General features: G+C 47.0%; 18 protein-coding genes. 3 read left to right on the top strand and 15 right to left on the bottom strand.

The features are described from left to right. Positions 1–77: 77 nt before the first annotated feature. From ACJMM4_RS05675 to pyrH, 10 genes are all read right to left on the bottom strand, one after another. Entirely contained in the window at positions 78–2,447 is a 2,370-nt protein-coding gene (locus ACJMM4_RS05675) for a hypothetical protein (protein WP_405381413.1), read from the bottom strand. 1,168 nt (positions 2,448–3,615) lie between these two features. After that, positions 3,616–4,692: a flavodoxin-dependent (E)-4-hydroxy-3-methylbut-2-enyl-diphosphate synthase gene (ispG, locus tag ACJMM4_RS05670; protein ID WP_405381415.1), complete on the bottom strand. Its 1,077-nt coding sequence runs from the start codon at positions 4,690–4,692 to the stop codon at positions 3,616–3,618. 15 nt (positions 4,693–4,707) lie between these two features. Continuing rightward, a complete protein-coding gene (rseP, locus tag ACJMM4_RS05665; protein ID WP_405381417.1) occupies positions 4,708–5,724 on the bottom strand; it encodes an RIP metalloprotease RseP in 1,017 nt (338 codons plus the stop codon). Continuing rightward, entirely contained in the window at positions 5,725–6,876 is a 1,152-nt protein-coding gene (locus ACJMM4_RS05660) for a 1-deoxy-D-xylulose-5-phosphate reductoisomerase (RefSeq protein ID WP_405381419.1), read from the bottom strand. A 9-nt stretch (positions 6,877–6,885) separates the two neighbouring features. Further along, on the bottom strand, positions 6,886–7,764 hold the full coding sequence (locus tag ACJMM4_RS05655; RefSeq protein ID WP_405383509.1) for a phosphatidate cytidylyltransferase: 879 nt from the start codon (positions 7,762–7,764) through the stop codon (positions 6,886–6,888). Positions 7,765–7,788: 24 nt separating this feature from the next. Then, positions 7,789–8,580, bottom strand: coding sequence for an isoprenyl transferase (locus tag ACJMM4_RS05650; protein WP_405381423.1), 792 nt, complete (start codon positions 8,578–8,580; stop codon positions 7,789–7,791). Positions 8,581–8,655: 75 nt separating this feature from the next. Next, positions 8,656–8,820 (bottom strand): 4Fe-4S binding protein, encoded by a 165-nt coding sequence (locus tag ACJMM4_RS05645; protein WP_405381425.1) that lies wholly within the window; start codon positions 8,818–8,820, stop codon positions 8,656–8,658. Next, positions 8,804–9,043 (bottom strand): hypothetical protein, encoded by a 240-nt coding sequence (locus tag ACJMM4_RS05640; protein WP_405381427.1) that lies wholly within the window; start codon positions 9,041–9,043, stop codon positions 8,804–8,806. The genes ACJMM4_RS05645 and ACJMM4_RS05640 overlap by 17 nt, the downstream gene beginning before the upstream one ends. Continuing rightward, entirely contained in the window at positions 9,043–9,606 is a 564-nt protein-coding gene (gene frr / locus ACJMM4_RS05635; protein ID WP_405381429.1) for a ribosome recycling factor, read from the bottom strand. The genes ACJMM4_RS05640 and frr overlap by 1 nt, the downstream gene beginning before the upstream one ends. Then, positions 9,606–10,334 (bottom strand): UMP kinase, encoded by a 729-nt coding sequence (gene pyrH, locus ACJMM4_RS05630; RefSeq protein ID WP_405381431.1) that lies wholly within the window; start codon positions 10,332–10,334, stop codon positions 9,606–9,608. The genes frr and pyrH overlap by 1 nt, the downstream gene beginning before the upstream one ends. Positions 10,335–10,536: 202 nt before the next feature. Here pyrH and ACJMM4_RS05625 point away from each other — a divergent pair, with 202 nt between their 5' ends. Beyond that, entirely contained in the window at positions 10,537–11,061 is a 525-nt protein-coding gene (locus ACJMM4_RS05625; protein ID WP_405381433.1) for an ECF transporter S component, read from the top strand. 137 nt (positions 11,062–11,198) lie between these two features. Here the strand turns inward: ACJMM4_RS05625 and ftsY are convergent, their stop codons facing one another. From ftsY to ACJMM4_RS05600, 5 genes are all read right to left on the bottom strand, one after another. Beyond that, positions 11,199–12,116 (bottom strand): signal recognition particle-docking protein FtsY, encoded by a 918-nt coding sequence (gene ftsY, locus ACJMM4_RS05620; protein WP_405381435.1) that lies wholly within the window; start codon positions 12,114–12,116, stop codon positions 11,199–11,201. Positions 12,117–12,118: 2 nt separating this feature from the next. After that, entirely contained in the window at positions 12,119–15,685 is a 3,567-nt protein-coding gene (gene smc, locus ACJMM4_RS05615) for a chromosome segregation protein SMC (protein ID WP_405381437.1), read from the bottom strand. Between the two features lie 99 nt (positions 15,686–15,784). Continuing rightward, the gene (locus tag ACJMM4_RS05610; RefSeq protein ID WP_405381439.1) at positions 15,785–16,783 is read right to left on the bottom strand and encodes an elongator complex protein 3; all 999 of its coding nucleotides are present in this window, start codon (positions 16,781–16,783) and stop codon (positions 15,785–15,787) included. A gap of 1 nt (position 16,784) precedes the next feature. Further along, positions 16,785–17,594 carry a Cof-type HAD-IIB family hydrolase gene (locus ACJMM4_RS05605; RefSeq protein ID WP_405381442.1) on the bottom strand — a complete coding sequence of 270 codons (810 nt, stop codon included), beginning with the start codon at positions 17,592–17,594 and terminating at the stop codon, positions 16,785–16,787. After that, positions 17,584–18,012, bottom strand: a complete 429-nt coding sequence (locus ACJMM4_RS05600; protein ID WP_405381444.1) for a hypothetical protein — start codon at positions 18,010–18,012, stop codon at positions 17,584–17,586. Before ACJMM4_RS05600 ends, ACJMM4_RS05605 begins: the two co-directional genes overlap by 11 nt. A gap of 215 nt (positions 18,013–18,227) precedes the next feature. On the opposite strand from ACJMM4_RS05600, the gene ACJMM4_RS05595 reads away from it, so the two are divergent. Continuing rightward, positions 18,228–18,488 (top strand): YhdT family protein, encoded by a 261-nt coding sequence (locus ACJMM4_RS05595; RefSeq protein ID WP_405381446.1) that lies wholly within the window; start codon positions 18,228–18,230, stop codon positions 18,486–18,488. Then, complete coding sequence (panF, locus tag ACJMM4_RS05590) at positions 18,481–19,974, top strand: sodium/pantothenate symporter (RefSeq protein ID WP_405383507.1); 1,494 nt, start codon at positions 18,481–18,483, stop codon at positions 19,972–19,974. The genes ACJMM4_RS05595 and panF overlap by 8 nt, the downstream gene beginning before the upstream one ends. Positions 19,975–20,269 lie beyond the last annotated feature (295 nt).

The raw sequence follows: 20,269 nt of genomic DNA, 5'->3' as shown, positions 1-20,269 counted from the left end.
AGTGCCAATTGTTTTAAATTCGTAACGAAAATGCAAAACCGCCGCAGCATTCGCCACGGCGGTTCGCTTTTATGTAGTTAGAATTTCCAATTCAGGTTGAGGTTGAGGCTCACGCCTTTGGTTTTGCCTGTGTAGCCCATGAAGCCAAGGTCTACGTCCATGGGAGCATCGCTAGGCTGTACTTTCCAGCCCAGTTCCATAATGCCGGTGTGACCCTGCATACTGGGAGAAGGAGCAGCTATGCCTTTAACAGTTGCTCTTGCTTCGGCATCAAATTCGTACTGCCATGCAAGACCTGCGTAGAGGCCGTTCTTAGCGTTGATGCTGCGAGTCCAGCGGCTGCCCAGCATAATGCGTTTGGATTCGCTGCTGTCGAAACTGTAGTCTGCGCCATTGCTCAAGGTTACGTCGTCACCACCCAAATGGGTGTAGAAGAATTTACCATAGTAGTTGATGTTGCTAGCATCGTCAATCTCTACTACTTTGCCTGCACCCAGATGTGCTGCTACAAAGAGGGCATCGCTGTCGTAGCTTACACCGCTACCAATATCGGAGGAGCTGTAATCGCTGTCGCTCTTACCGCCAATAATGCTGCCTTCGTAGTAGAAGCCATTATTGTTAGTTTGGCGAGCCATCAGGCCTGCGCCCCAATATTTGCTGTTACCGTCAGCGTGTACTCCGTTGTCCAAATAGGAGTCGTAATCGCCATGACCGTATTCAACAATGGGAGCTACCAACAGTTTGCCACTATTGTTTTCGATTTCTTTGGCAAAGCCCAGGTTGAAGTTCCAGCCATCAATATCAATATGGGAGCCGGATTCTGCTTTTACATTGCTACCGGAAATATTAGCGAAGATTGCCGCATCACTGGAATCCGCACCTTGTGCAGTTTCGCTCTTGATGGCTGCAGCTGCGCTGTTAAAACCGGTTCTTGCTACTTGGTCAAGACCCATGTTGATCATTGCCAAATTAGCAGTCATAGTTTCCACAGGGGATTTGGAGACTTCGTTGGTAGAGCCTCCAGAGGTAATGGTACCTTTAAGAGAGTTACCATCTTGGGTAATTTTCATATCATAGTCTATGAAATCGGTTTCAGTAACTTTACCAAAGCTAGCAGCAGTACCTGTTAATTCTTTTTCACTCTTTAATAAGGTTAAACTATCACCCTTACTTAATTCAGAACCCTTTTGGACGCCCGCATTAATGGTAGTATCTTGGATATTTACATTTTCCTTAACGGTCAAAACTGTATCACCATTTTTAGCATCGCTAGGAACGTAGAAGTTGATGTTTTCAAAGTTCTCTATTCCTTTAACGGTTAAGTTAGAACCCCTAACATTTAAAGTGTTACCTGTCTTAACATCACCAGTCCCATCTTCGCCGGTCATTCCGCCAAAAAGAGTTGCAAACTTAGCATTTGCGTAAAGGTTAACGGTATTATTAATAGCATTGCCTTCTTCAGAATAACCGCCAACAATTATACTAATTCCTGTGTTTTCGCCGCTGATTGTTACTGTATTTCCATTTGCAGAACCATTTCCGTATGCATATCCACCACCAACAACACCTTCGGAGCCAACATTGACACCGCTCACCATCACTTTATTGTTATTGGCGGAACCAGTTCCACTTGCAAAACCACCAAAAATATCTACATAAGATTCGTCGCCACCAATTGTTCCACCGCTAATCGTCACAGTATTTCCGTTTGCAGAGCCATTTACAATAAGACCTTCTCCGAATCCATCACCATATACCCTGCCACCATAAATTTCCACTTCAGATTCAGTAGCACCAATTGTTCCGCCACTAATAGTTACAATATTGCCATCGGCAGAACCATTTACGGTATTACCGTACCCATCATCCTCTCCGACTACATAACCACCATAAATTTCCACTTCAGATTCGTTGCCAACAATCACACCGCCACTAATCGTTACTTTATTTTCATTGGCAGAACCATTTACATAAGTCTCATCTATCCAACCACCATAAACATTGCAATTAATCGTGCCACCGCTAACTGCTACTTCGTTTTTGCCAGCGTTGCCTGATCCATCATCACCTACGTCCACATAACCACCGCTAACATAACCATATTCTTCAATACCAATTGTACCGTTGGTAACTATAACCTTATTTTCATTAGCCGAACCATCTTCCCATACACAACCACCGACAACTGTCACACCTACAGAGCCACCATTTATTACAACGCTATTTCCAGTTACAGAATCGCCACCATCAACATTGAGACCACCGGCAACAACTTGTAATTCACCATCGTTCATAGTAATTTTCACATCATTACAAGAACCTAAAACAGCATCTCCTCTATTCAATTCTATAGTACCATCGGATGCATTAATCTTAACGCTACTATTACTATCAATCAGAACTGTTTCATCGTCAACACGTTCCGCATTACCGGACAAAACCTTCATGCTAGCTGTTACATAAGCAGCCTCTGCCCCCCCCCGGATTAAAAATGCCCATGCACACAGCTCCGCACAGCATTCCACCCAGCACTTGCTTTTGCAATTTAGTTAACTTCATCTTCCTTGTAAACAACATAAACAACACGCTCCTTTTTTTCGAACACATTACGCTCTCAGTCACGCACCACATGAACAGCCCCTTATCGCCATGTCTATCGCTGACCACGAGCATCTTTCAACTTTATTATAACATCGACAACCACCAGCCACAAGCTAAATGTAAAGAATTTTCAAACCCTCTGTCGCTTCGCGACATCTCCCTAATAGGGGGAACGAGGCACTATATAATTTTTCCGCTAGTGTACGTAAAATTTCTAATAACCATAGGGAAGAATGCAAAAAATGTCTCGGCTCCCCTATTTAGGGGAGCTGGCTGCGAGCTTCGTAGAAGCGAAGCAGACTGAGGGGTGGTGTAGACTAGCTGCCGAAGCGAAACGTAGGCTGCGAGTCTTTACTTTACTACACACTTCCGCTAGCACGCGCCGCGCAGACAGGAACGGATGCCGGATAAAGCCATATTGCGATGACGTGGTGAACGGCAAAGAGCAACGGACAGGAGCGACCGCCCGTCAGCCCACAAGTGTTGTAAAAGCAGATATTAAATTGCTCTCTTTGCGCAGTGAGGCGTATGCAGCGGGCGTTATCTAGGCAACGGAATCCTGCAAGCGGCAAAGGCACTTTTGGGATACTTTTTCTTGCCTTAGAGAAAAAGTATCATAACAAGAACGCCAAACTAACGGAAGAACGCAAAAAAATTGACAAAAAGCCACATGTAATAGTATAATAAAAAGCAAGAGATAGCCGGTTGTGGTAGGTCGGCTCTCCTCTGTGATTTTAATACGTGAAGGAAGCCGTCTAACCGCTAGGCGGTTTTTCTCATTTTAAAAATAAAACGAGAAGATGGTCACTACGATTTTTAAAATATCTAATATCACAAGAAGGATATCAAATATGCTCATAGCAATCACCCCCTACTCTTAGGGAGTAGGAAAACCGACCACCAGCCATCTCTTGCTAGAAAAATTATATCATAACACACCTTTGTTTGCAATATAAAAACTTAGACCGTCTCAGCTTACGCTTTGGCGGTCTATTCGTTTTGTTTTCACAACAGTTAAAGAGCCTTCTTACTTCTTTCAAGTAAAATTTTATCTATTTCAACAAAGAGTTCATTGACCAATTGATCTTCCGGCACTTTGCGCAGCACCTCTCCCTTGCGGAAGATCAAGCCTTCGCCAATGCCTCCGGCAAGGCCCACATCGGCCTCCCGTGCTTCGCCGGGTCCATTAACCACACAGCCCATAACAGCTACAGTAATAGGCTCCGTAATATCTGCCAAACGGCGTTCTACCTCCAGCGCCAGTTTCTCCAAGCTGATACGGGTACGTCCGCAAGTAGGACAGCTAATCAAAGTAGGTCCATGCTCACGCAAGCCCAAGGCTTTCAAGATATCGTAAGCAACTTTGACCTCGTTGACCGGGTCGCCTGTCAGCGAAACGCGAATAGTATCGCCAATGCCCTCTGCCAGCAAAGCACCGATGCCCACAGCTGATTTTATAATACCGCTGTTCACAGTGCCGGCTTCTGTAATGCCCACATGGAGCGGATAGTCGCATTGAGACGCCATAAGGCGGTAGGCAGCCAAAGTCAAAGGCACATCGTGCGCCTTCAAGGAAATCTTGATATTACGATAATCCATATCCTCTAAAATATGGATATGGCGCCAAGCAGCCTCCACCAATGCTTCCGCAGTGGGATGGCCGTATTTCTCTAGCAGATCCTTAGGCAGGGAACCTGCGTTAACACCAATACGAATGGGAATATTGCGCTCACGGGCAGCCTCTACCACCGCGCGCACGCGTTCTTCACCACCAATATTGCCTGGGTTTAAACGCAAGCCGTCCACGCCTGCTGCAATAGCAACCAATGCCAGCTTGTAATCAAAATGGATATCGGCAATAACAGGAATAGGACTTTCCTTGCAAATAGTTTTTAACCCTTCAGCTGCCGCCATATCGGGCACAGCGCAACGGATAATATCACAGCCTGCGTCCGCCAGGCGCTTGATCTGCGCCAAGGTCGCAACTGCATCATCCGTATGGGTATTGGTCATGGATTGCACAGCAACGGGAGCACCGCCGCCAATCAGTACGCCGCCTACATTAAGCTGGCGTGTTTTTCTGCGTTCCATTACAAACTTCACCTCTTAACGTGTTATATCCTTAAATGTGGAAAACAGTGTCAAAGCTATAATCAAGCCTACACCAACCATCTGGATATTATACATAGCCTTGCTGCCCAAAGGCTTGCCACGCAGAACCTCTAGGAACAACAGCACCACATGACCGCCATCCAGCGCCGGTAAAGGCAGCAGATTGATAACGCCCAAGTTAATACTTAAAAAGGCCACAAAATTCATCAACGGCAGCAGACCTTTTTCTGCCACCTGCCCTGCCATCTGAGCTACACCAATAGGCCCGGAAACCTCCGCCGGAGCTTTGCCGGTAATAATCTTGGCTAAGCCATCCACCATAGCAGTAATAATATATTTAGTATAGCTAATGCTTTCGCCTACGGATTCAAAGAACCCCATATTGCGGTGCTCCACTTTAGGAGAAATACCGATCAAAGGACGTTTGGCCTCCGTATCAAAAACCGGTGTCATAGTGTAGTCACGAACCACACCGTCACGCTCTGCAGTCAAAGCCACAGGCTTGGTACCGTTAGCACGCAAGGTGGTAACGACAGCAGACCAATCCTGCATCTTTTGCCCGTTAATAGTCAAAATCCTGTCGCCCTTCTGTAGTCCTGCCTTCTCCGCTGCCATTCCCGTCATCACCGTACCCAAAACAGGCTCGTTGACAACACGTTCACTGCCTTGGACAAAGAAAATGCCTGTAAACAAAATAATCGGCAGGATAAAGTTCATAATAGCGCCTGCCAAAATAACCAGCAGACGTGCAGGAATGGGCTTGGAATTGAAAGCATCGGGCTCTACCGGATCATCAGGGTCCATGCCGGCGATTTTATTATAACCACCCAAAGGAATAATGCGCAAGCTATACATAGTGTCCCCATCTTTTTGCTGATAGATAGTGGGACCGAAACCGATAGCAAATTCATCCACCCGCATACCGGTTAGCTTAGCTGTAATAAAATGGCCAAATTCGTGCACAGTGACTAGAACGCCAAAAACAAAAATGGCCGCAAGAATAGTTAACAATTAGAGCCTCCCAATAATTTCTCTAGCCTGCTCCCTACCCCACGCATCTGCTGCTTCAATATCTTCAATAGTGGGCACAGCAATGTTTTGGTGAGCTTGGGTAACAGTTTCCGTAATATAAGGAATATCTAAATACTTAATTTTATCTGCCAAGAAAGCATACACCGCTTCCTCGTTGGCAGCGTTGAAGACACAGGGCAGCGTGCCGCCTGCTTTGCCGCATTCCACAGCAATACGCAGGGACGGAAAAGCTTCCGTATCCGGTGCTTCAAAAGTCAAGGTGCCAGCCTTCACCAAATCAAGTTGGTCAAAAGCGTAAGGATAGCGCTCCGGCCAGCTTAAAGCATATTGGATGGGTAAACGCATATCGGGTTCGCCCATCTGGGAAATAACGCTGCCGTCACAAAATTCTACCAGACTATGGACGATGCTTTGAGGATGCACTACCACATCAATCTTATCATAAGGCATATTAAACAACCAATGAGCTTCGATAACCTCCAAGCCTTTGTTAGCCAGAGTAGAAGAATCAACGGTTATTTTTTTGCCCATGCTCCAGTTGGGATGATGCAGGCATTGCGCCAAAGTAACGTTTTCCAAATCGGCACGCTTCCTGCCTCGGAAAGGACCACCGGAAGCAGTAATCAATAAACGCTTTACTTCGTTAGCACGCCCGCCGCGCAAGGATTGGAAAATAGCGCTATGCTCGCTATCCACAGGAGTAAGGCTCACACCCTGCTCCGCTACAGCACTCATAACCAGACTGCCTGCAGCCACAAGTGTTTCCTTGTTGGCCAAGGCAATATTCTTACCGCATTTAATGGCAGCCATAGTAGGACGCAGACCTGCATAGCCAACCATGGAAGCAAGGACGGTATCTGCACCTGCATAGGTAGCAGCGGTCAAAAGGCCTTCCTCACCTGCCAAAATCTCGGTTTTACCATGGTAACGTTTAGCTAAACGTGCTGCAGCGTCCTTATCGGACAATACTGCCAAATCAGGCTCCACAGCCTTAATCTGCTGCTCCATCAGCTCGTCGCTGGTATGGGCAGCTAAAACGCGAATCTTCATCTTATCAGGATTAGCAGCTGCAACCTCAATGGTTTGCCGGCCGATGGAACCGGTGCTACCTAAAAGAGAAATATTTTTCATAGGAACCTCTTAGAATTGATAAAAGCTAAAAATGCTGATAATCATTAAAACATAATAAACAACAGGTGCAGTAAAAAGCAAGCTGTCGAAACGGTCCAGTACGCCGCCGTGACCCGGGAAAATGTTGCCGGAGTCCTTGATTTCAAAGGAACGCTTGATAATGGACTCGATCAAATCGCCCAAAGGTGCAAAAACAGCCACTGCTGCGCCCAGGAATACTGCTTGCCACAAAGGCAGGCCAAGGTACAGGATGCCCAAAGCCATAACCACAATGAAACAGCCTACAAAACCGCTTACTGCGCCTTCAAAAGATTTTTTGGGACTAACGCTGCAGAAAGGCGTCTTGCCAAAAGCACGGCCGAAGAAATAGGCAAAGGTATCGCTGGCCCATGTGCCTAAGAGCACCACCCACAGACAGATTTCGCCGTACTCAAAAACACGGAAGCCCAAATCAATGTGGGGGCCGCCGTCGAAGGAACGGAGCAGGATTACATGGGCAAACAGCAAGCCGCAGTACAGCATTGCCCAAGCGGACAAGGCAGTGTTGGCAAGCCATTTGTCATCACCACGGTTGCAGTGGCGCCACAAACCTTCAATAGCGTTGAAAATGAAAAAGAGCGCGGTCAGCATGACCATGAAGGCCAGGGTAAAGACCTGCTCCATTTCCACATAATAGCCCAGTGCCGCCATGCCTACAATCAAGACGGAGCCCAAGCCGGAGGTCAATGGGTATACATGATAGTCCTTGGATGCAGCCATTTTATGATATTCGTACCAACCGATAGCTGCCAAGAGAAAGACTGCAGCCGCAAACACCAAGCCACCCTTAGTGATGATGCCGATGGCCGCCGCAATGCCCACAAGACCGGTTATAATTCTTGTTAACATAAAAACTTACACCTGATTTCTCACTTATTTCTTTTCTACTAGGCCGCCAAAACGACGTTCACGCCCTTGGTAGGCTAAAATAGCATCTACCAAATGGTCGGGAGTAAATTCCGGCCAAAACACCTTAGTAGTCCAGATTTCGGCATAAGCGATCTGCCATAGGAGGAAATTACTGATGCGCAAATCACCGCCGGGACGGATGAGCAGATCCGGTGCAGGCAAGCCTGCTGTATAGAGATGCTCCTCCACCACTTTTTTATCTATTTTAGCTACGTCCAGACTGCCTGCTGCAGCTTCCGCCGCAATGGTGCGTACAGCATGCAAGATTTCTGCCTGGCCACCGTAGTTAATAGCCAAATTTAAAATAATGCCGGTGTTATTCTTGGTTGCCTCGATGGCATGGTCCATCTTCTGCTTTACGATTTCCGGCAAGCCTTCCCGGGAACCGATAAAACGTACCTGCACATTATTATCGTTAAATTCTTCAATCTCGTTGGTCAAATAACGGCTCAAAAGTTCCATGATGAAGTTGACTTCCGTTACGGGACGCTTCCAATTTTCCGTAGAAAAAGCATAGGCGCTGATAACCTGTACACCCAGCTTATCCGCTGCCTTAACAATGGTCTTTAAGGTTTCCGCACCTGCCTGATGGCCATAGGTACGCACTTTGCCCTGGGCTTTGGCCCAACGGCCGTTACCGTCCATAATGATGGCGATATGCTTGGGGATATTTTCCATATCCAGACCTGTTGTATCCACAACGACATCGTTCTGTACTTTTCTTTTAGTTTGAAACAAGCCTTTAAACAAATTCATCAAGCCTTTCCGGTCGTCATAATAGAAGAGGCAGGCCCCTAAAAAGAGGCCGCCTTCTCTAAATTACAATATGGATTACTCAATAGCACCAACGGGGCATTGAGCAGCGCAAGCGCCGCATTCTACGCAATCTTCACCGATTTCGTATTTGCCATCAGCCTCAGTAATAGCGCCAACGGGGCAAGTAGCAGCACAGCCGCCGCAGCCTACGCAAGCTTCTTTATCAATTTTCAGAGCCATTAACGTGCACCTCCTTTCCTAATCGATACACTATGGTAAGACCTACTTTATTAGCAGACAGAACTTGCTGTCGTACTACATATTTACGCACCGGTTTACCGGCAAAGTCTTCTTCGCTGTCCCTAGGCGGTAACAAAAGCTGTACTTCGTACTCCATACCTGCAGCCTGCAGGCGGTGCTCCGCTTCCTCCAAGGACAAAGCCAAAAGATTCGGCACTTCCATCAGATTTCCATTACTTCTTTTTCTTTAGCAGCAGCTGCAGAATCGATATCCTTCATAATCTTGTCGGTGAGCTTTTGTACTTGCTCTACGCCCTTCTTGGATTCGTCCTCAGTGATTTCTTTAGCTTTTTCTGCTTTTTTAATAGCATCGTTAGCATCACGGCGCAGGTTGCGTACTACTACGCGGAATTCTTCTGCTTTCTTATGTACCACTTTAACCAAGTCTTTACGACGTTCTTCAGTCAGCTGGGGCAGATTCAAGCGGATGCATACGCCGTCGCTGTTGGGGTTCAAGCCCAAGTCGGATTTCATGATTGCTTTTTCAATATCCTTCAGCAAGTTCTTTTCCCAAGGTTGGATAACGATCATGCGGGGTTCGGGAACAGTTACGCTTGCTACTTGGTTAACGGGAGTGGGAGAACCATAGTAGTCTACCATAACCTTTTCCAACAATGCCGGGGTAGCACGGCCTGCACGCAGGCTTGCCAGGTCTACCTTCAATGCATCTACAGATTTATGCATTTTGCTTTCGATATTAGTGGTGATTTCTTTAACAGTTGCCATTATTTGTTACCTCCTACCAGGGTACCAATTTCCTCGCCAGCGGCAGCACGGAGGATGTTGCCCGGTTCATCAATATTAAATACTACAATAGGAATGTTATTGTCCATACACAAGCTGATTGCAGTGGAGTCCATTACGCTCAGCTGACGTTGGATAACTTCGATATATGCCAGCTTATCAAATTTCTTAGCATCGGGGTTCTTAGCCGGATCGCTATCATATACGCCGTCAACGCCCTTCTTAGCCATCAGGATAGCGTCTGCTTCGATTTCCGCTGCACGCAGTGCGGCAGTGGTATCGGTGGAGAAGTACGGGTTGCCGGTACCTGCAGCGAAGATTACTACGCGAGCCTTTTCCATGTGGCGGATAGCACGACGACGGATGTAGGGTTCAGCAATCTGACGCATTTCGATTGCAGTTTGTACACGGGTAGGCACGCCCAAGTTTTCCAGTGCATCCTGCAGCGCCAAGCTGTTAATAACAGTTGCCAGCATACCCATGTAGTCAGCAGTAGCGCGATCCATGCCCTTGTTGCTACCGCTGAGACCGCGCCAAATATTGCCGCCGCCATTAACTACAGCAACCTCTACGCCGGATTCAGTAACTTCTTTAATTTGTTTAGCCAGGGAATATACAACTTCCGGGTCAATGCCAAAGCCTTTTTCACCGGCCATAGCTTCGCCGCTAAGCTTTAAAATAACGCGTTTGTATTTCTTTAATTCTGCCACTTCAATAACCTCCCTAGGTATAGTCTTAATCTTGTATTCTATTCGCTTATTATAGCAAAAAATCCTCTTTTATTCCAGCATAAAATATAGAAGAAATGTTTCCAACAATCTGGTCATGCTAAATTTTTATATTTTGGTCATATTCATATAACCAAATAGTTTTATAATAGATTCTATCATATAAACCGAAGGGATGTATATAATGGAAAACACTCAAACCCGTACTAATTCTACCACCACAGCTTTATGCGTAACTGCGCTCTTTATGGGCTTAAATATTTTGATGAGCTCCTTTGGCGTACCTGTTCCCGGTGGACGCTGCTACTTGAACGATGTAATCATCTGTACCGCAGCCCTGCTCCTGCCCAGTCCCAAAGCAGCCTTCATTGTTGGCGGCGTAGGCGCTTTCTTAGGCGACCTGTTCTTCTACCCCACGCCCATGTTCGTATCCTTGGCAACCCACGGTCTGCAAGCTGCAGCCATCTGGTACATTGCCCATCGTGACGGCAACGTAACTTTTAAGAATGCTGCTTTGGGCGTATTCGTTGGTGCCATCATCATGGTAGTAGGCTATTCTTTAGGTCGTGCCTTTATCTACAGCACTCCCTACTACGCTTACATCAAACTGCCCTACCAAATTCTGCAAGCTGCGGTTGGTGCCGTTGGCGGCCTGCTGCTCTGCTTTAAAGGCGGTTTGCTGGACACCTTCAACCGTATGCTGAAATAAAAAATGCCTTACACAGAAAGAGGCTGAGACAGATATAGTCAAGTTACCATATCCCGACTCATGAGCTAAAATCGCAAATGATTCGTCTTGGGATATGGCAACTAAGACTGGTTTTGTCTCAGCCTCTTTTTATGCGCTTATTTGCCTGTATCAAACAGAGCTTCTACAAACTTATCAGGTTCAAAGGGTCGGAAGTCCATAATGCCTTCGCCAACACCAATCCATTTTACAGGCAGCCCCAGCTCTTCCTTAATGGCAACAACAACACCGCCCTTAGCAGTACCATCCAGTTTAGTCAATACTACACCGGTTACGTTGGCAGTTTCCATAAACACCTTGGCTTGGGTAATGGCATTCTGACCGGTAGTTGCATCCAACACCAAGAAAGTTTCGTGAGGAGCTTCAGGAATTTCACGTTTAATAATGCGGTGAATTTTTTCCAGCTCGTTCATCAGATTAGTTTTGTTCTGCAAACGACCTGCAGTATCGATAAAGAGAATATCTGCCTTGCGGGCAACTGCTGCCTTCACTGCATCAAAAACTACTGCCGCAGGATCTGCGCCTTCGTTGTGGCGGATAACATCACAATGAGCACGCTCGCCCCAGATTTGCAGCTGTTCTGCAGCTGCAGCACGGAAGGTATCGCCTGCTGCCATAATTACCTTGTATTTGAACAAAGTAAAATAGTTAGCAAGCTTGCCGATGGTAGTAGTCTTGCCTACGCCATTTACGCCTACTACTAAGATTACTGTAGGTTTAGCACCAATGCGGGTGCGTTGGCCGGAATCCTTGAGCAGCTCGCTCAAATACTTCTTCAAGAAAGGAATAACTTCCTCCGTACCGGAGATCTCTTTCTTCTTGGCAGCCTGACGAACAGCATCAATCAATTTTTCTGTAGTCTTTACACCTACGTCCGCAGTAAGCAGGATCATCTCCAGCTCTTCTAAAAAGTCCTCGTCAATAGTTGCGGACATACCGACCAATTCTTGAATACGGTCAGTAAAATTGCGTCTGGTCTTGCTCAGGCCCTCCTTTAAACGCTCAAAAAAACCCATGATCAACTCTCCTTTGCATTTATCTTAACGGATAGTAATTTCGATACACCGGACTCTTCCATGGTCACGCCATACATAATATCAGCACATTCCATGGTACCTTTACGGTGGGTAATAACAATGAACTGCGTCTTGCCTGCATAGTCACGCAGGAAGTTGGCAAAACGCTGGATATTGGCATCATCTAAAGCAGCATCGATTTCGTCCAAAATACAGAATGGTGACGGCTGATAGCTTAGCAAAGCAAAAAGCAGGGCGATAACCGTCAAGGCTCTTTCACCGCCGCTCATCAGATACAGGCTTTGCAGCTTCTTACCGGGAGGCTGCACTTCGATATCAATACCGCTGTTAAGCAAATCTTCAGGCTCCGTCAGCTTTAGTACCGCTGTACCGCCGCCAAAAAGCTTGACATAGCATTGGGCAAAATACTCATTTATTTTGGCAAAAGCTTCTTTAAAGCGCTTGGTCATACCGCTGTTGATTTCACCGATAACCGCTTCTAAATTATCTTTTGCTGTGGACAAATCTTCATACTGGCGTGCCAAGAACTGGCTACGCTCCTTAATAGCAGTATATTCTTCAATGGCTGCCGCATTAATGGGGCCCAAGGCACTAATAGCCAAGGACAATTTGCTTTCCTGCTTCTGCAGTGCTTTTATATCAAAAGTGTCCAGCGCACTGGTATCCACCTGACGGGCTGCTGCCTCATCCATGTGGTAATCCTGCGCCAGCTGCTCCAATACATGCTGCCAGTCGCTTTCCTGACGTGCCAGCTCCAGCTCCGTCTGTCGCAGTTTCGCTTCTGCTCCTGCCACATCTTTACGGACCTGGGCAACTTCTTCTTCCAACTGCCCCTGCTTGGTCAGCAGCTGGCCGCGTTGCTCTGCAAAAGCGTCCTTGCCGCCCATAATCCGCTGCAATTCCGCCATAGCAGTCTGCTCTTTATCCTGCAGTTCTTCCTTTTCTATAGCACATTGCTCTACAACCTTTTGCAGTTGCTCTGCTTCCTCAGTGTTGGCAAGGATTTCCTTACGCACCTGCACTGTATCTTGGTCTAAGCCTTGCATACGTTCGCTCATCAGCTTGCTTTGGGCTGCAGATGTTTCCAAAGTAACGCGAGCATCCTGCAGTTGGTTTTCCAACGCCGTCAAGGCACTACCTGCTTGAGCAATCTGCTTCTGCAGTGCTTCCATTTGCGCTTTTGCTTCCGTATCTTGGTTTTCCCGCTCCGCTACGGTAGCACGCAAAGCCTTCACTCTATCGCGATCCGCTAGGTATTCATTGGTTACCTGGCTACGGTCGTCAAGAAGAACGGTTAAGCGCTCGTTTTCTCTATCCTTCGTCTGCAGCACCTGCTCCAAGCGCAGCTTGATTTCGCTGGCCTTTAAGCGTTGCTGCTGTAAATCTTCGTTAACTGTCTGCAGCTTGCGATCATGTCCCATAAGCACGGCTTCTTCTGCTTCCAGTTGTTCCTGCCAGTTAAGCATTTCTTCATGGAGCCTGCGGCACTGCTCTTGGGCACGCTCTATTTCTGCTTCACGGCTCAAATAGCCTTCCTTCTGCTTCCTGCTGCCGCCGCTCATACTGCCGCCTGCGTTAATAACGTCACCGTCAAGGGTGACAACCCGCAGACGGAAGCGCGCAGCCTTTGCCGCTGCCAAGGCAGCATTCATGTTTTCCGCAATCAGCACCCGTCCCAAAAGAAAACGAATGGCATTTTCTGCTTCCGAACGGAAGTCGATAAGGTCCACGGCGAACCCACAGACACCGGGCATACGTGCCACCGCTTCTTCCTCACGGGTAGGTGTACGCTTCTGCACTGTATCCAAGGGCAGGAAGGTTGCTCTGCCTCCCCCGGTCTGTTTCAAGTAGGCAATGGCGGCTTTCGCTGCATTAGCAGTACGTGCCACGATATTCTGGGCGCCTTCGCCTAAAGCAGTTTCCATAGCTGCCACGTATTTAGCATCTACCTTAATTAGCTCTGCAGCAACGCCCAAGAGCTCACTGCGCCAAGGGGCATTGCTTTTCATTACGGACTTAATGCCATAGCCAAAGCCCTCATAGGCAGTCTGCAAACGGCGCAAGCTTTGCTCCCGCGTTTCCGCCGCCGTCAATTGACGTTGGCACTGCTGCTGTGCGTTAGTAATAGTAGCCAAACGTTTTTGATTCGCTTCCTTTTGACTCGCAATATCAGTCGCATTTTTTTGGAGTAATTCCAAAGCATGGTTTGTATTAGCCTGATTTTCTAATAGGCGGTTATATTGTTCTTCCGCTCTAGATTGTTGTTCTTCTGCTTCTTCAATGCTTTTCTTCAAAGCATCGCGACGGCGCATTCTTTGCTCCTGCTGCTGCTCCAAGCCATGAAGCTCGTTACGAAGCTTTAAAAGCTCCTGCATTCCGGCAAAGAAGCTGCTTTGGGCCGCAGCGCTTTCATGTTGTACATCTGCCAAAGCTTTAGCCTGCACGTCTCGCTCAGCCTGCAGCTTTTCCATGGACATAGCTGCCTGGGCACGCTTTTCGTCAACAGCATCAAACTCCGCTGCCAGCTCCTGCATTTTTTGCTCCAGCTCTTCCGCGCGCATGGAAAGCTTCTCATTATTTTGCAGCAAACGCTCTGCAGAACGGGCGCTTTGCTGACTGCGTTCCTCCAGCACGCCCTGCTTGCCGCGCAACTTTTCTAAAGCAGTTTCCTGCTCCTTGACCGCTTCCTGCAATTGGCTATAGCCTTCTGCCAGCTTATCCAATTCATGCTGCAGTTGGACTATTGCCGCTTCCTTACGGCTCAACACTGCTGCCTGCGCAGAAAAAGCATCAGCTGCAGCATCCTTCTTGGCAATCAAAGCAGCATTGGCGTCCGCCATATTATCTAATTTACGCATCAGCACCGTTAAACGGCACAAACGCAGTTCTTCACTCAGCTTATTATATTGCTCCGTTTTGGCAGCAGCCTGAGCCAAAGGCTCCACCTGCGCCTCTACTTCGCTGCGGATATCGTTGATACGTGTCAGATTCAAAGCTGTATCATCCAGCTTGCGAACTGCATCCTTCTTCCGCAGGCGGAATTTAGCAATGCCTGCAGCTTCTTCAAACAAGCCTCGGCGTTCTTCCGGACGGCTGTTTAAAACTTCGTCAATCTTGTTCTGACCAATAATAGACATGGAGCCCTTGCCCAAACCTGTATCGGACATCAAATCCACAATATCCTTCAAGCGGCAGGCTTTTTTATTAATAGCGTATTCGCTATCGCCGCTACGGAAAAGACGGCGGGTCAAGCTTACCTGCTCAAAGTCCAAAGGCAAAGTATGGTCGCTGTTGTCAAACTCCAAGTTAACCTCAGCCACACCTAAAGCACGTCGCTTGCCGCTACCGGAGAAAATAACATCTTCCATCTTCGTGCCGCGAAGATATTTAGCGCTCTGCTCACCTAAAGCCCAACGAATGGCATCAGAAATATTGCTCTTGCCGGAACCGTTAGGACCGACAACAGCAGTAATGCCTTTGTCAAAAGTTAATTCAGTTTTATCAGCAAAAGATTTAAAGCCATAAGTGCTAAAGGACTTTAAGCGCAAAGATACTCACTCATTTCATATTATTCTATCTTATCATTGTACCAAAAAAACAGCCTGTTAACAACACAGGCTGCTTAAAATATCTTCTATATTAGGATTTTATTCTTCAGGAATAACTTCTAGGCGTTCTCCTTGGGAGCGCAGAGACAACTTCAACACAGGAAACAGCTGCTGCCAATAGTGCAGATTAGCGTTCTTCTGGCCTCGCACCTGGGACTCCCAGCCTGCAGGATAGCATATACTTGCCTGAGCCACGCCCTGCTCCACTAGTTCCGCCAAAGCAGGTGTCACTTCTTCCCGCAAAAGGCAGCTTTTCACCATTTCGCCGAGAGCAGGATGGAAAGGACCTGCCACAATATTGCCCTCTGCACACAGTTCTTCATCTGCCTGCAGACCTGTGCGGATGACCTTGATCCCTGCTTCTGCCAAAATTCTGTAGACCATAGCGCACTGTTCCACTGCTTCTTCCAAAGCAAGGGGTGCAAAGCGACCTTCCTTATAAGCAGTCGCCAAAGGCGTATCCTTTAACACTAACAGCGGATAAATACGGGCAACATCCGGCTTTAAGGCTGCAGCCTGGAAGGCTGTATCTACTAGGCTGGCAAAATTTTGCAAAGGCATGCCTACCATCAGCTGTAACCCGGTTTTGAAACCATATTGGCGCAATAAAGCATGGGCAGCATATACGGCTTGGGCATCGTGACCGCGTTCTGCCGCTGCCAAAACAGCATCATCCAAAGATTGTACGCCCAGTTCCACAAGGGCAACCTTGTGCTTGCGTAGCAGATCCAAGCGTTCTGCATCAATGTAGTCAGGGCGGGTGGAAAGGCGGACGCTGCCGATAAAGCCTTCCGCCAAAAGTTCATCAGTAAGCTGCAAGAGTTTTTCTTGCAGAGTTAAAGGCAACGCCGTAAAAGAACCGCCGTAGAAAGCAGCTTCGTTGGCGGTAGAAGGGCGCAACCGATCGCGCCAACGGGCAATCTGCTCTTTGGCGCCTTGCAATGCAGCTGTCTTCTGCCCGCTAATGGTTTTTTGATTGCAAAAAACGCATTGGTGAAGGCAGCCTGCGTGGGGTATAAAAATAGGTAAAATAGACATACTACTCCTTTGCTTGGGGGGTGAGAATCATATCAATAACCATGGCTACGCCATCTTGGTCATTGGAGGCAGTAACGATTTTAGCGTGCTGTTTGACGCTGTCTTTAGCGTTGGCAACTGCCACGCCAATCCCTGCGTTAGCAATCATCTTGACATCGTTGTTCGAGTCGCCGATACACATAATTTCTTCCGGTTTTACGCCATAGCTGGCAGCCACGTTTTTTACTGCTTCCCATTTATTTACGCCGGGCTCCATCAATTCCAAGAAATTATCTTTAGAACTGGTAACATCCAGCTTGCCTTGGAATTTTTCGGCAATCTGCTGCCATACTTCGTTAAATTCTTCCGGCTTAGTCATAATCAAAATCTTGTAAGGCGCTACCTCCGTATGGTACAGTGCATCACCAATAGCATGAGTTTGGATGCCGATAATTTTAGTGTACATACGGGAATTGTCGTTTTCTTCCTTAATGAGGATTTCATCACCACAATACAGCTGCAGGTAGTAGCCTTTTTCCTTGCAATATGCCAAAACTTCGTTGGCAGTATCTAAATTCATCTTATGCTCATAAAAAACTTTACCGCTGGCGCTACTTTTTACTAAAGCACCGTTATAAGTTACCAAAGGAACATCAAGGCTCAGCTTTTCTGCGTACTTGCGCACGGAAACATACATCCGTCCTGTAGCAATCAAGAAGATTTTACCTGCAGCAATCGCTCTGCGGATAGCAGCAGCATTACGCTCAGAAATTTGGCAGTCTTTATTTAAAAGAGTGTCATCCATATCACTGGCAATCAGCTTAATTTCCATGTTCCTGCTCCTTTTTTCCTTCATTTACCATAACAAGTTCCAGCCACATGGCAACCACAGGATACACCACCAGTAAAAACAGCAGATGCAACAGATGGCTGTGCATGGTGTAACCGGGCATGACGTGACACAAAATCATAGCGCCCTCCCAAGCGAAGGCTGCCACAACAATCAAAGCTTTTATAGTTTCGCTACCACGGCGCAGTGCCTGGCTAATATTGCAGGTTAGGAACTCTTTGCTGACGATCTTGCCCATGAGTTTCAGGCCAAGGGTAACAACAAAGCCTTCAAAAAAGGCGCCTGCTACTTGTCCTCCCAAGGTAACTACTTCCAACCATTGGGTAGCATATTCCACCATAAAAAAGATTACACTTAAAGTGAGCCACATAGTGGCAAAATTATACATTGCTTTCTTCAAATTAATCACCGCATGATATTATAGCATAGAAAAAGCCAGATGCAAGTTAGTTTCCTAAAATTTATAGCCCATGGCAGAGTATTTTTCTGGTACTGGCTATAAATTTAACGACAATATCTTGCCAAGCTACTATTCTATTCTGCATATACATGGTATAATGAGGTGTTTAAATCTGTCATGGGGACCCTTATGGGCCGCAACGAAAGGAGAAAAAAATGAAAAGAAGCGAAAAATTCCGTCAAGCCAACCGGGAGGCTATTGCTACCGTAGTGGCAGCTATTGCCGTAATCATCTTTTGGTGCTTGGCCGGCTTTGGTTTGGCCGACAGCGACATCACTATCCTGCACACACCTTTATGGGTTTGGGGAGGATGCGTAGGCACTTGGATCTTTGCCATCATCGTGACGGTAATTTTGTCCGAAAAAGTATTTGTAAACTTTGATTTGGACGAAAAGGAGGGCCAACATCATGAGTAATATCGTGAACCTCTTTCCCGTTCTGCTTTTCTTAGTAGGCATGCTGGCCATCAGCGCCTACATCCAACGTACTTCTCAAGAAAATCGTCAAAAAGACTTTGCTAAAGACTACTTCATCGGTGGTCGTACCTTGGGCGGTTTCGTCTTGGCCATGACCACTGCTGCCACCTACAGCAGCGTAAGCACCTTCGTCGGCGGTCCCGGTATGGCGTGGATCATCGGCTATGGCTGGCTGTACATGGCGATTGTACAGGTCATCGTAATTTTCTTGGTGTTGGGCGTTTTCGGTAAGAAGATTGCTCTCATCGCCCGCGAAATCGATGCGGTAACTGTTATCGACGTACTCCGCGCCCGTTACCAATCCGACCTTTTGGCCAACCTTTCCGCCTTGGTTATCGTAGCCTTCTTCTGCTCTACCATGGTGGCACAGTTCGTTGGCGCTGCTAAACTTTTCGAAGCAGTAACAGGCTTTTCCTATGTAACAGGTCTTACGCTCTTTGGTTTAATCGTAGTTATCTACACCACCATCGGTGGTTTTAAGGGCGTTGCCGTTACTGATGCTTGCTGCGCTATTGCCATGATCGTGGGCATGTGCATCCTTATGGGCGGCATGATGAACGCAGGTGGCGGTTTCGATAAGATGATGAGCTACATTGCCAGCCAGCATCCGGATATGCTGGAACCGCTTTCCCGTGGCAAAATGCCCATCTCCTTGTACATCAGCCAATGGCTCTTAGTAGGTATCTGCACCCTGTCCCTGCCTCAATCCGTAGTCCGCGGTATTTCCTATAAGGACACCAAAGCTTTGCACCGCGCTATGATCATCGGCACCGTAGTTATCGGCGCTATGACCTTGGTAGCAACCTGGATTGGCGTGCTCTCCAAAGGCATCCTCACGGATCCCTTCTCCACCTATAAGAGTGTGGACAACATCGTGCCTTTGGCTATTATCAAAAGCCTCTCCCCCTTCTGGGCAGGCGTAATCATCATCGGACCTATTGCTGCAACCATTTCCACCGTTTCTTCCCTGCTTTTGAGCACCTCTTCTTCCATCGTCAAGGACGTGTATATGAACGTTAAAGGTGCTAAAGGCGAATCCTTAAGCAATAATCAAATCCGTATGTACAGCTTGACCGCTACCATCATCCTTGGTTTGATTGTTTACGCAATCGCTATTAAGCCCCCCAGCGTCATTTGGCAGATTAATATGTTCGCCTTCGGTGGTCTGGAAACTGCTTTCTTCTGGGTGTTGATCTTCGGCCTGTTCTGGCCTAAAGCTAACAAGCACGGCGCAATTGCTGCCATGGCAGGTGGTGTTTTAGTATACTGCATAACCATGGCTATGAAGATTAAGTTCATGAGCCTGCACCAAATCACTTTGGGTATCTTCTTCTCCCTGCTTCTCTTCCTCATTGGCAATGCCATGGGCAAAGACAGCGATGAAAAAGTACTGCGTACCTTTTTCCCCGAAAAGTTTGAAGACTAACTACACATAAACACACAAAAGCCCCTAGACTAAGCATTAACGCTAGTCTAGGGGCTTTATCTGTATCTACATAAAAAAGCGAGGTAGGTGTTATGAGGTGGCCCCCTAAAGTTAGACACATCAAAAGAGTTAAAATTTATTTTTAGTTTTCTTTGGTTAGTTGTAAAATAAAGTTGCACAACTAAATAAAAAAGATCCATGGTGGTATCTTTCTGTTAAAATAAAGTTGCTACACAAAATCAGCAGAAAGGACTGACCACCATGGATCAATCTCAAGATACCACATTTCATCAAA

It is taken from the genome of Phascolarctobacterium sp. (assembly GCF_045124115.1).
Taxonomy (GTDB): Bacteria; Bacillota; Negativicutes; order Acidaminococcales; family Acidaminococcaceae; genus Phascolarctobacterium_A.
This window is presented reverse-complemented; position numbering and strand designations above follow the sequence as displayed.